The organism is Povalibacter sp., assembly GCF_036735925.1.
Taxonomy (GTDB): Bacteria; Pseudomonadota; Gammaproteobacteria; order Steroidobacterales; family Steroidobacteraceae; genus Steroidobacter.
This window is the reverse complement of the sequence record NZ_DAINNK010000016.1, coordinates 1-12,564: the sequence shown is the minus strand read 5'-3', so window position 1 is coordinate 12,564 and position 12,564 is coordinate 1. Positions and strand designations below refer to the sequence as shown.

10 protein-coding genes are annotated in these 12,564 nt (G+C 65.6%); 7 read left to right on the top strand and 3 right to left on the bottom strand.

All coding sequences use genetic code 11. The features are described 5' to 3' along the window. Window positions 1-159 precede the first annotated feature (159 nt). Genes V7D81_RS07210 through pcaD form a run of 3 tightly spaced genes read left to right on the top strand, consistent with a single transcriptional unit; the run spans window position 160 to window position 2,532 of the window. Window positions 160-1,347: a lyase family protein gene (locus tag V7D81_RS07210; RefSeq protein ID WP_324315470.1), complete on the top strand. Its 1,188-nt coding sequence runs from the start codon at window positions 160-162 to the stop codon at window positions 1,345-1,347. After that, on the top strand, window positions 1,340-1,738 hold the full coding sequence (pcaC, locus tag V7D81_RS07205) for a 4-carboxymuconolactone decarboxylase (protein WP_324315469.1): 399 nt from the start codon (window positions 1,340-1,342) through the stop codon (window positions 1,736-1,738). Before V7D81_RS07210 ends, pcaC begins: the two co-directional genes overlap by 8 nt. After that, a complete protein-coding gene (gene pcaD, locus V7D81_RS07200; protein ID WP_324315468.1) occupies window positions 1,735-2,532 on the top strand; it encodes a 3-oxoadipate enol-lactonase in 798 nt (265 codons plus the stop codon). Before pcaC ends, pcaD begins: the two co-directional genes overlap by 4 nt. A 179-nt stretch (window positions 2,533-2,711) precedes the next feature. On the opposite strand, the gene V7D81_RS07195 is transcribed toward pcaD, so the two are convergent. From V7D81_RS07195 to V7D81_RS07185, 3 genes are all read right to left on the bottom strand, one after another. Beyond that, the gene (locus V7D81_RS07195; RefSeq protein WP_324315467.1) at window positions 2,712-3,602 is read right to left on the bottom strand and encodes a transglutaminase family protein; all 891 of its coding nucleotides are present in this window, start codon (window positions 3,600-3,602) and stop codon (window positions 2,712-2,714) included. Further along, window positions 3,599-6,028 carry a circularly permuted type 2 ATP-grasp protein gene (locus tag V7D81_RS07190; RefSeq protein ID WP_324315466.1) on the bottom strand — a complete coding sequence of 810 codons (2,430 nt, stop codon included), beginning with the start codon at window positions 6,026-6,028 and terminating at the stop codon, window positions 3,599-3,601. Before V7D81_RS07190 ends, V7D81_RS07195 begins: the two co-directional genes overlap by 4 nt. A gap of 96 nt (window positions 6,029-6,124) precedes the next feature. Then, entirely contained in the window at window positions 6,125-9,508 is a 3,384-nt protein-coding gene (locus V7D81_RS07185; protein ID WP_324315465.1) for a transglutaminase family protein, read from the bottom strand. Between the two features lie 267 nt (window positions 9,509-9,775). On the opposite strand from V7D81_RS07185, the gene V7D81_RS07180 reads away from it, so the two are divergent. From V7D81_RS07180 to V7D81_RS07165, 4 genes are all read left to right on the top strand, one after another. Beyond that, a complete protein-coding gene (locus tag V7D81_RS07180; RefSeq protein WP_324315464.1) occupies window positions 9,776-10,846 on the top strand; it encodes an HDOD domain-containing protein in 1,071 nt (356 codons plus the stop codon). Between the two features lie 279 nt (window positions 10,847-11,125). After that, the gene (locus tag V7D81_RS07175; RefSeq protein ID WP_324315463.1) at window positions 11,126-11,248 is read left to right on the top strand and encodes a hypothetical protein; all 123 of its coding nucleotides are present in this window, start codon (window positions 11,126-11,128) and stop codon (window positions 11,246-11,248) included. 43 nt (window positions 11,249-11,291) lie between these two features. Continuing rightward, window positions 11,292-11,645, top strand: coding sequence for a DUF1840 domain-containing protein (locus tag V7D81_RS07170; RefSeq protein WP_324315462.1), 354 nt, complete (start codon window positions 11,292-11,294; stop codon window positions 11,643-11,645). 166 nt (window positions 11,646-11,811) lie between these two features. Beyond that, on the top strand, window positions 11,812-12,534 hold the full coding sequence (locus V7D81_RS07165) for a YebC/PmpR family DNA-binding transcriptional regulator (protein ID WP_324315461.1): 723 nt from the start codon (window positions 11,812-11,814) through the stop codon (window positions 12,532-12,534). Window positions 12,535-12,564 lie beyond the last annotated feature (30 nt).

The window sequence follows — 12,564 nt, the reverse complement described above, 5'->3', positions numbered from 1 at the left end:
GTTTCGCCAAGGCCGGGACGAAAATCGTTATACGACATAGCGGGTTGACCTGCAATTGCCGGCGAGCCTTGCGGCCAACGTCGATGCTGCGTGCGCGACACTCATTTAGTATCCGGCGAAATCGCCGCGCGACGGCCCATCACACCTTCCGGGGGACCCTTGGATTCCCAGTTCCACAGCAGTGAAGTCGCCGCGCTGTTCGCACCCGCGCAGCAACTCGCCTACATGCTCGAGTTCGAGGGCGCGCTGGCGAAAGTCCAGGGAGAACTGGGACTGATCCCCGAAACCGCAGCCCGGACGATCGCCGGCCTCTGCGCCGACCGCAAACTCATTGCGCGCATCGATCTTTCTGCGGCCGCCATCGCCGGCAATCCGGCTATTCCTTTCGTGCAGCAGTTGCGCACGCTGGTGAAGGCCGTCGATCCCGAAGCGGCTGAGTGGGTGCATCACGGCAGCACCAGCCAGGATGTCATCGACACCGCCACCATGCTGGCGATGCGCGACACCCTCAGGCTCGTCCGCCGCGATCTGCACCCATTGTGCGAAACCGTCGCGACGCTGGCGCAGACGCATGCGCAGACGCCGATGATCGCCAGAACGCTGCTGCAGCAGGCAATGCCAACGACGCTCGGTTACAAGTTCGCGGCGGCACTGGCGGGGCTGGACCAGATCGCTGCGCGGCTGGCGCAGCTGATGCGCAGCGGTTTGTTCCTGCAACTTAGCGGGCCGGTCGGCACGTTGACCAGCGCCGGCGTGCTTGCGCCGGAACTGGTAGCCGGCGTCGCAGTCCGGTTGCGATTGCGGCCGGCGCCGATCTGCTGGCACACCAACCGGGTCTGCATCGCCGAGTTCGGCACGGCGCTGGCCACGTTGACCGGGCAGCTCGGAAAAATGGCGCGCGATCTGATCCTGCAGATGCAATCCGAGATCGGCGAGTTGTCCGAATCGTCAGCGCCCGGCAAGGGCGGTTCGACGGCCATGCCGCACAAGCACAATCCCGTGGATTCGGTCGCTGCCGTCGCCGCCGCCACGACGACTCCGCACCTCGCCTCGACACTGCTGACGACGATGCTGCAGGAACACGAACGGGCCGCGGGCGCATGGCATGCCGAGTGGATCGTCCTGCCGCAACTATGCAGCCTCACACACGGCGCGCTGCTCTCGCTGACCAATGCGTTTCGCGGATTGCGGATCGACAGCCAGCGCATGCAGGCCAATCTCTCCTCGGCATTGCGGGAGATTGCGGAAAAGGAACTGCCGGCCGCGACCCGCGACCTCGCCGCTGCCGAGGCGCGCACTCATGCCTATCTGACACAACGCAAGACCGGAGCAGACAGCGATGGATGATCAGGAACGCTACGATGCGGGAACGCGCAATCGTCGCGCCGTACTCGGCGACGCGTGGGTCGATCGAGCCAACTCGCAGCTCAACGACTTCAATCGCGACTTCCAGGACTTCCTCACCCGTTATGCGTGGGGAGACGTGTGGAACCGCCCCGGTCTCGATCGCCGGATGCGCTCCTGCATCACGCTGTCGATCTGTATCGCGCTGGGCCGCTGGGATGAATTCCGCGGCCACGTCCGCGGTGCATTCAACAATGGACTGACGCAGGATGAATTGAAGGAACTCATCCTGCATGCGGCGATTTATGCCGGTGTACCTGCCGCCAACACGGCGATGCACCAGGCCGAAGACGTCATTCGCGAACTCGAGCAGAACCGTCCGGGAACCCCATGAAGACAGTCGTGACCGAAGATGCGCAACTGCGCTACGAACATGCACCGCGCCCCGGCGCGCCCGCGCTGCTGCTGATCAACTCGCTGGGCACGAGTCTGGAAATGTGGGACGACCAGGCAGACGTGCTGCAGGAGCAGTTCGAACTGGTGCGCTACGACGCGCGCGGACACGGCGGATCGACGCCAGGCACCCGCGAGGAACTCACGCTGGAACAGCTGGCGCGCGATGCACTCGCCGTGCTCGATGCCTGCGGTATCGCACGGGCTCACCTGTGCGGCGTATCGCTCGGCGGCATGACGGCCATGACCATCGCACGGCACTGGCCGGATAGGGTGCTGAAGGCCGCGCTCTGCAATACCTCGGCGCACATGCCGCCGCGCGAGGGCTGGCAGTCGCGCATCCAGACAGTGCGCACGGAAGGCATGGCGGCATTGACCGAGGGCACGCTGGGCCGCTGGTTCACACCCGGGTTCCGCGAAGCCGAGCCCGATCGCGTGGAGCGCGTGCGCCAGATGCTGCTGGCGACCAGCCCGGCGGGCTACGCTGCGTGCTGCGCGGCGATCCGCGACATGGACCTGCGCGAAGACATCAAGGGAATCACGACGACGACGCTCGTGATCGGCGGCACGAAGGACCCTGCCACGCCGCCGGACCATGCCGAACTGATCGCGAACTCGATTCCCGGCGCGCGACTGAAAATGCTGGAAGCGGCGCACCTGTCGAATATCGAGAAGGCGCAGGAATTCACCTCGACGCTGGTGGAATTTCTGGGCGCGAGCGAGCGCGCCGCCTGATCTTGCCGCGGGCCTGATCCCCTCCTCCGCGCAGCGGGGGAGGGTTGGGGTGGGGGCCTCTTAACTGTGGGGCCGGCTTCAGCCGGCCTCTTCATCAGAGTCAGGCTGAAGCCTGACCTACAAAAAACCCCATCCTGTCCTTCCCCCGCTGCGCGGAGGAAGGGACGCACGATCCGGCTTCATTCCGGAACCACACTCACCCGCACCGACAACCGGTGCTGACCGCCCCCGACGATGACGCCGCGCAGCGGCGAGACGTCGGCGAAGTCGCGGCCCCAGGCGACGGTGATGTGATCCGTGTCGGCGCGCACGCCGTTGGTGGGATCGAATTCGATCCAGCCGGAAACAGGACAGTAGACCGACACCCATGCATGCGAAGCATCGGCGCCGACGAGTGCCGTCGCGCCGGACACAGGCACGGTGCGCAGATAGCCGCTGACATAGCGTGCCGCGAGTCCGCGCGAACGCAGGCACGCGATCATCAGGTGCGCGTAGTCCTGACAGACGCCGCGACGCGTATCGAGCACATCCAGCAGCGAGGTCGACACCGTGGTTTCACCCGGTGCATACGTCATCTCGTCGTGCAGCTTGTGCATCAGGCGCTCGGCGCATTCGAGCACGGTGCGACCGGCGGGAAAGCATTCCTGCGCATAGTCGTTGAACACCTGCTTGATGCGCACGTGCGGCGATTCGGCGCGAAAGCGCATGGCTTCGAGCCGCTCGGCGCCGGGCGGACGGCCCGAATAGGCAAGACCGCCGCGCACGCGTTCCCAGGCTTCGCTCTTGAGTTCTCGATCCGCGCAACTATGCACCTGCACCGCCATCTCGGCGGTGACGTCGAGCCTGTCGTGCACGCGATCGAACTCCAGCCGCGTCACCGGATTGCCGAAGGCATCGACGTCGACACGACTGTGCGCCGGCGGCGGGTCGATGACGATGCTGTGCTGCGTACACGTCTGTCGCGCGGTGTCGCGTGGCGCGAGATGCAGCAGTTGGTGCGAATGCACGACGTCGCCGCTGTAGGCGTACGACGTCTGGTGCCGGATGCGATAGGCCGCCGAGGTGCTCATGCCGCCACCACCTGCAGATCGCCCTCGGTGTGCGAGAAATGGCGCATCGACAACCGGTCCGACAGATCCGTCGCGGCGCCGGCCAATGCCAGCAGGCGCTGTGCGAACGCCTGTCGCGCCGCGATGGCCGTATAGCCCGCGCCTTCGAGCACGCCGAGATCGGCGTCGTCGATGTCGGCGACGGCCGGATCGAAGCATTCATCCGGCGCGATGCCGCCCGACAGCCGCAGGTGGTTGAGGATCGCGCGGATCTCGGCGCACTGGAAACCGAGACTGCGGGGATTCTGGCCGTCGCGGATCAGCAGGTGCAGCACCGACGCGAGTCGCGCGCGTTCCAGGTTGCGTGTGCGGTACGCCACTGTGCTGCCGGTGATGTCCAGCCACCATTCGAGTTCGCCGCGCGACGGCGCCGCGGCAACCGCCAAGCGCAGGCCGAACAGCGCCGACAGGAACTGCACGCGCTCGAGCCGCCGGCCGAGGATCAGCATCCGCCAGCCGTCGTCCTGCGTCATGTCGTCCAGCGCGAAGCCGGCCAGGCCCGACAGTGCCAGCACCAGTCGATCCAGCGCTTCGCGCGCATCGCTGCGGCTCGAAGCGGATTCGTGATACTGGCGCTGCAGTACGCCGATGGCGCGCCAGTGTTCGGCGGACAGACGGCTACGCGCCTGGGTCGCCGACCACTCGAGCCGGCGCAGATCGGCAGCGAGGCCGGCGGCATTCGTCATGTCGAACAGGCTCGTCGCGAGATCGGACTTTTCCGCCAGCACGCCGAAATGCGCGCAACTGTTGATGGCATGTTTCCAGGACTCCGAGCGCGTATCGAGCGCCAGCGTCGCGCGCGCCAGTCGCGCCTTGTCCTCGCAGCGGCCGGCGTAGCGACCCATCCAGAACAGGTTCTCGACCAGTCTCGACGGCAGGTCTTCGTTGCGGCCGCGACGACGCTGCGCAGGCACGGGGGCGTCGCCGTCGTCGCTACTGTCAGCAGCGATCACCCAGATGTCCTTGCTGCCGCCGCCGCGCTGATTCGACACGATGTCGGCCGAAGCATCCTGCGCGATGCGCGCGAGGCCGCCCGGCATCACTTCGTAACCGTTCGGCGTGGCCACCGCGTAGACGCGAATCGCGAGTGCGCGTGCAGTCACGCCGTTCGGTCCCCACGCCGGCGATTGCGACAGCGCCACACGCTCCTGCGCGACGTAGGCATAGGGCCGCGAACGCAGGCGTGCAATCAGCGCCGCCTTCGCCTTGCGATCCAGCGTCCGTCCGAACACGGGCTCGAAACGCTGGTTGGGAAACGTCGGCTTGATGACGAGTTGATCGAGATTTGCGATGACGTGTTCGAGCGCGGGCCGCTCGCCGCACCACCACGTCGCGACCGACGGCAGCGCGAGCGCTTCGCTGCTGAACCATTCGGCGATCGGCGGCAGAAAGCCGAGCCAGCTCGCCGATTCGAGCACGCCGCTGCCGAGTGCATTCGCCAGCACGACGCGACGTGCGCGCACGACCTGCAGCAGTCCCGGCACGCCGAGCGCCGAATCCGAACGCAGTTCGGCGGGGTCGCAGAAATCATCGTCGAGACGGCGCAGCACGGCATGCACGCGCCGCAGTCCCGCGAAGGTCTTGAGATAGAGCGTGTCGCCACGCACGGTGAGGTCCGCGCCCTCGACCAGCGCGAGACCGAGCTGGCGCGCCAGATATGCGTGCTCGAAATAGGTTTCGTTGAAGGGCCCCGGCGTCAGGACGACGGCGAGCGGCGACTCGTCGTCCTCCACCTGGCTCAGCAACTGTTCGCGCAGGGTCGCGAAGAATCCACCCGGCGAGCGCACGCGCAGATCATCGAGCACCTGCGGAAAGACGCGCGAGACGATACGGCGATTCTCCAGCGCGTAACCGGGACCCGACGGTGTCTGGGTGCGATCACCCAGCACCCACCATTGACCGTTCGGCGCACGCGCGAGATCGGCCGCGTAGACGTGCAGCCAGCGACCGCCGACCGGACTCAGGCCGCGGCACGGCCAGAGAAAGTTCGGATGACCGAAGACGATCTCCGGCGGCACGATGCCTTCGGCCAGCAGGCGCTGCGGGCCGTAGAGATCCGCAAGCAGCGAATCGAGCAGGCTGGCGCGCTGCGCGACGCCCGCGGCAAGCGACTGCCATTCCTCCGCGGGCAGGATCAGCGGCAGCGTATCGAGCTGCCACGGCCGGTCGCGTCCCTGCGGGTCGGCGTAGACGTTGTAGGTGACGCCGTTCTCGACGATCAGGCGCCGCGCGAGTTCGACGCCGCGACGGATCGCATCCGCGTTCGAGGCATCGAGCCGCTCGATCAGCGGCCGCCAGTGCGCCCGCACCTCGCCATCGGCCGCGAGCAGTTCGTCGTAGCGCGAACGGTCGGCGGTGTAGGGAGTGATGACGGTGGGCTGGGGCATGGGGCTCGATTTCTTCCTGTGGGGCCGGCTTCAGCCGGCTCTTCCCGGAGTCAGGCTAAAGCCTGACCTACAGGAAGAACAGCCCTGCCCGGAATTTCATCTGCGCAGGTCGAACGTGAACGAGAACTCGTTCGTTCCCTCGGGCTGCGGCATTCCGACCCGGCCGGGTGAAAAGCCGGTCCGGAAGAAGCGCGCCAGCCGGCGGCTCTCGGCCTCGAACGCATTCACCGGAAACACCGAATAATTGCGACCGCCCGGATGCGCGACGTGGTACTGGCAGCCACCGATCGAGCGCTGCATCCAGGTGTCGACCAGGTCGAACGTCAGCGGCGCATGCGGCGGGATCCGCGGCTGCAGCGATGACGGCGGCTGCCAGGCACGATAGCGCACGCCGGCCACGAACTCGCCGACCTTGCCGGTCGGACGCAGCGGAATCGCGCGGCCGTTGCAGGCCAGCGTGTAGCGATCCGGCGCGAGACCGGTGACATGCACCTGCAGGCGCTCGACCGAGGAATCGACATAGCGCACGGCGCCGCCGACTGCGCCCTCCTCGCCCATCGTGTGCCAGGGCTCCAGCGCATGGCGCAGTTCGAGTTCGACGCCGCCGTGGGCGTAGTCGCCGATCTTGGGGAAGCGGAATTCGAAATGCGGCGCGAACCAGTCGGCCTGCACTGGATAGCCGCTGGACGAGAGTTCCTGCATCACATCGCGCAGATCCTCCTTGACGAAGTACGGCAGCATGAAACGGTCGTGCAGCTCCGTGCCCCAGCGTGCGAGGCGCGACGGCTGATAGGGCTCGCGCCAGAACTTCGCCAGCAGCGAGCGCAGCAACAACTGCTGCGTGAGGCTCATGCGCGCATGCGGCGGCATTTCGAAGGCGCGCATTTCCAGCAGGCCGAGTCGGCCGGTCGAGCTGTCGGGCGAATAGAGCTTGTCGATACAGAATTCGGCGCGATGCGTATTGCCGGTGACGTCGATCAGCAGGTTGCGCAGCAGCCGGTCCACCAGCCACGGCGGCACGTCGCCGCCCGGCGGCGGGAACTGGCGGAAGGCGATCTCCAGTTCGTACAGCGAATCGTTGCGGGCCTCGTCGACGCGCGGTGCCTGCGAACCCGGGCCGATGAACAGGCCGGAAAACAGGTACGAGAGCGACGGATGGTTGTGCCAGTACGCGATCAGGCTGCGCAACAGATCGGGACGCCGCAGGAACGGTGAGTCCTCCGGCGTCGCGCCGCCGAGCACGAAGTGATTGCCGCCGCCCGTGCCGCTGTGCCGGCCGTCGAGCATGAACTTCTCGGTGCTGAGCCGGGTTTCGCGCGCGGTGTCGTAGAGATGCGTGGTGCGCTCGACCAGTTCGCTCCAGTTCGACGCCGGATGAATGTTCACTTCGATGACGCCCGGATCGGGCGTGACGCGGAAACTGTTCAGGCGCGGATCGCGCGGCGGCTCGTAGCCTTCGAGGATCACCGGCAGCGACTGCGCCTGGGCGACGGACTCCACTGCGCTCACGAGTTCGAGGTAGTCCTCGAGCTGAGTCAATGGCGGCATGAAGATGTAGAGCACGCCGTCGCGCGGCTCGGCGCACATTGCAGTGCGGGTGATCCACGATGCCGATTCACCTTGCTGTGGCGCTGCCCCCTCCCTGTCCCTCCCCCGCCCTTCGGGCAAGGGAGGGGACGCTCCATCTGAGATTGATGGAAATCTGGCATCGCGGCCGAATACGGCGTCCCTTCCCCCGCTCTGCGGGGGAAGGACAGGATGGGGGCCCGCCGCGAACTGCCGCCGAATATCCGCATGCGTCGCCAGCGGCGGACGCGGCTGACTCGGATCGACTTCATACAGCCACGGATAGTCGACGCCCCTCACCCACGGCTGCGAATCGCGCGGCAGGCGATAGCCGATCGGCGAATCGCCCGGCACCAGGTAGCAGCGCTCGGCCCGCAGGAACCACGGGCCGGATTGCCAGCCGGTGTCGGTGCGCGCGATCGGCAGCACGTGCCCGATCACCTGGTCGAGTCCGCGGCTGAACACGTTCGCCAGTCGCGCGCGTTCGAGCGGATCGGCCAGGTTCGAATCGAAGGGATCGACATTGGCCGGCAACTGACGCTCGCGCCACAGGTAGTAGAAGGCGTCTTCATAGGCCGCGAACACGTAGCGCGGCGCTACGCCGAGTCGCTGTGCGACCGCGCTCAGGAAGCGCCGGGCCTTGAGTTCGTCAGCCTGGTAGTCGACGGCCTCGTTCGCGTACAGCGCCGGATCGGCCCACATCGGCTCGCCGTCACGCCGCCAGAAACAGTTGAGCGACCAGCGCGGCAACTGCTCGCCGGGATACCACTTGCCCTGTCCGAAGTGCGCAAGACCCTGCGGCGCGTACTTCTCGCGCAGTTTGTGAAACAGCTCCGCCGCCAGGCGTCGTTTGTTGGGACCGAGCGCATCGGTGTTCCATTCCGCGCTGTCGGGATCGTCGATGGCAACGAAGGTCGGCTCGCCGCCCATGGTCAGGCGCACGTCCTGCGCCAACAGTTCGGCATCGACCTGCGCGCCGAGCCTGTCGATCTGCGCCCATTGCTCTTCGGTATAGGGTCTGGTGACGCGCGGCGCTTCCCAGATGCGCTCGACCTTCATCGAGTGCGCGAACTCGACTTCGCACTCATCGACCGCACCGCTGACCGGCGCCGCCGCGGACGGCTCGGGCGTACACGCGAGCGGAATGTGTCCTTCGCCCGCGAGCAGGCCGGACGTGGGATCGAGACCGATCCAGCCTGCGCCCGGCAGATAGACCTCGCACCACGCATGCAGATCGGTGAAATCCACCGACGTGCCGGACGGTCCATCGAGCGACTTCACGTCGGCCACGAGCTGGATCAGGTAGCCCGAGACGAAGCGCGTCGCGAGGCCCAGGTGCCGCAGCAGTTGCGCCAGCAACCAGGCCGAATCGCGGCACGAGCCCGAGGTCTTCTGCAACGTTTCCTCGGGCGTCTGCACGCCGGGTTCGAGCCGGATCAGGTACTTCACGTCCTGCGACAGGCGCCGGTTGAGATCGACCAGGAAGTCGATCGTGCGCACGCGTTCGCGCGGAATCGATTCGAGATACTTCGCGAACAGCGGCGTCAGCGGCGCCGCGATGAGATACGGCGCCAGTTCGCGCCGCTCTTCCGGCTGATACGCAAACGGAAAATTCTCGGCGTATTCCTCCAGAAAGAAATCGAAGGGATTGAACACCGCCATCTCGGCGACCAGGTTCACCTCGATGCGCAGTTCGGTGGTCTTTTCCGGAAAGACCAGCCGGGCGAGATAATTCGACTGCGGATCCTGCTGCCAGTTGATGAAATGCTCTTCGGGCGTGACGCGCAGCGAATACGACAGGATGCGCGTGCGCGAATGCGGCGCCGGCCGCAGCCGGATCACCTGCGGGCCGAGACCGACGCGCCGGTCGTAGCGATACTGCGTGACGTGATTGAGCGCGACGTGGATGGACAAGCAGCGTGACCTCGTTGAGGAATGCATGCTGTCTCTGCAAGACTCACTCCAATGGCATTGCCCGGAGATCTGCCTCTTCCTGTGGGGCCGGCTTCAGCCGGCCTGAGAACTGTCAGGCTGAAGCCTGACCTACAGAAGAAGGCCGGCTGTGACCGAAGGGAATCCCGCGGGAAAGCCGGCCCCACAGGCAGAGCGCCCCGCACCGATCAGGTGCGTAAACCGCTATGATCGCACCACACTGAAAACAACGAGGGGACCGACGGGAGAATGTGGATCGCAATCCTGATCCTGCTGATCGCGGTACTCGCGGTCGTCCTGTTCATGATCCTGCGCAAGGATCAACGCCCCGCGTCCCGCGAGGCCGAGTCCACTGCCCCGGCTCCGCTGCCGCTCGGCCGGGCCGATGAAATCCCCTTCACGACCACCGAGATCGAGCAGGCAGTCGACGAGTGCTACCGCATCGCCTTCAGCCTGACCCGCTTCGAACCGCAGGTGCCCGACGACCACGTGCCGGTGCTGGACGCGATCAGCAAGTCGCTCGACGAATCGGTGTACGAACGCGACTACTTTCCGCGCCGCCCGATGCTGCTGCCGCGCCTGTTGCAGGCCATCAACGACGACGAGAGCACGCGCGAGGAACTGGTCCGCGTGCTGCTGGAAGATCCCGCACTGGCCGGCGCGGTGCTGCAGCGCGCGAACAGCGCCTACTATCGAACGTCGCCCGAACCGATCGAGAGCCTCGATCGCGCCGTGATGCTGCTCGGAACCAATGGACTGCGTTCGCTGATGGCCTCGGCCATCCTGCAGCCGGTGTTCCGCATTCCGCGCGGCTCGTTCGAGAAGTTCGCAGACTTCACCTGGGAACAGGCCGAGCGCACGGCGATGGCGGCGGAAGTGCATGCGAGAACGGGCGGCGACATCAAACCCATCGTCGCGCAGTTGCTCGGCCTCATGAGCCTGCTCGCCAACATCGTCCTGTTCCGGCTGGCGCTCGACAAGTATCGCGACTTCCCTCATCTCACGCCGCGCGCGGACGTGATCATCGAAGCCATCCGCACGCAGCGCGCCTGCACCGCCAGCCTCATTGCACAGTCATGGAAGCTCTCGGATCTGTCGATCGCCGCGTTCACCGAACAGCAGCAGAAGCTGCCGCCCGAACAGATGAGCTCCATCGGCCGCAGCGTCTACTTCGGCGATCTCTGCGGCTCGCTCGCGATGCTCACCGCGCGTGGCTATTACACGAAGAAGCAGGCCCAGGTGATCATCAGCGGTCAGGGTGCCGATCGCGAAACGACGCTCGCGATGTGGCTCGCCTCTGCTTCCGTGGCACAGAGCTGAAAACAGGAATTTCACACGGAGATCACGGAGCCGGAGATCAAGAGAGAAGAATTTCCACGGGGGGAAGAATGGGAACACGGGGGACACGGGGGCAAGAAAGGATTTTTCTGTTCCGAACCCCGTGTTCCCCGTGTCCCCATTCTTCCCCCGTGGAAATTCTTCTTCTCTACCTCCGTGCCCTCCGTGCCCTCCGTGATCTCCGTGTGAAACCTCTTCCTCCGGAACCGCCCACTGCGCCCGTCCGTTACCGAAGCAGATTCATTCTGCAGGTAACGTGTCATGCGCGAACTCAGGCAACGGCTGGAGAAACAGCAGGGCAAGATGGGCTGGATTCTGCTGTGGCTGATCGGTGTGCCCATTCCCGTACTGCTGGTACTTTTCCTGCTGCGCGGCTGCACCTGATCGGGCAGTATCGGTTCATTCGCGACTGCCGGAGAGACGTTCCATGCTGATCATTTTCCGTTCAACGGCGACTGGATCGATCACCATGTTCGGCGACACCGCCAAGCAGTTGCTGTCCCTGATGGGGACCACGGGCCGCATTCCGGCGGCGCTGACCGGCGAAGATGTCGGTGTGGCGTTGACGAAGCTGGAAGCCGGGCTCGCCGAACTGAAGCGTCGGGCAGACGCTGAGCACCACACCGCTGCTCCCCCAGCCATGAATGAAGACCTGGACGCCGAGGAAGAAGAACGCCACGAGCCGCCCATCGAGCTGGCGGTGCGTGCCGCTCCGCTCATCGACCTGCTGCGTCGTGCCTCGGCCGCCAAGGCCGAAGTCACGTGGGAGGCGAAAGGCTGACGGCCTTTCTTTTTTTGTGGGGCCTCTTTTTGTGGGGCCGGCTTCAGCCGGCCTTTTTCAAGATGTCAGGCTGAAGCCTGACCTACAGGAAGACCAGAGGCGCCCCGCATCCACCGGCCCGGATCGGGCATAATTGCCGCCCTTCTTTCAGCCACCAGGCTCCCCCATGGGTCGCATTTTCGAAGTACGAAAGCACGCAATGTTTGCGCGCTGGAATCGCATGGCGAAGCAGTTCGCCCGCGTCGGCAAGGAAATCGCCATCGCCGTGAAAGCCGGCGGGCCCGACCCGGCCTCGAACCCGGCGCTGCGCCGGGCGATCCAGAACGCCCGCGCCGTGAACATGCCGAAGGACAACGTGAACTCGGCGATCAAGCGCGCCTCGGGCAAGGACGCAGCGAACTACAACGAGATCATCTATGAGGGCTATGGCCCGCACGGCGTGGCGATCATCGTCGAAGCAGCCACGGACAACCCGACCCGCACCGTCGCCAACGTACGCAACGTGTTCGACAACAATGGCGGCAATCTCGCCGCCTCAGGCAGCGTCAGCTTCCAGTTCAGGAAAATGGGCGTGTTCCGCCTCAGCCCGGAAGGCATCGTGCAGGACGACCTGGAACTCGATCTGATCGATCACGGCCTGGAAGAAATGGGCGAAAGCACCGGCGACAAGGGCGAACCGCAGCTCGTGGTCCGCTGCAATTTCCCCGACTTCGGCCAGATGCAGAAGGCGCTCGAAGATCGCAAGATCGTGCCGATCTCGGCGTCGCACGAATACATCTGCATCACGCCGACTGAACTGCCAGAAGCGCAGGCGACGGAAGTGATGACGCTGATCGACAAGCTGGAGCAGGACGACGACGTGCAGAACGTCTATCACACGCTGGTGTGACGGACCTGTGGGGCCGGCTTCAGCCGGCCT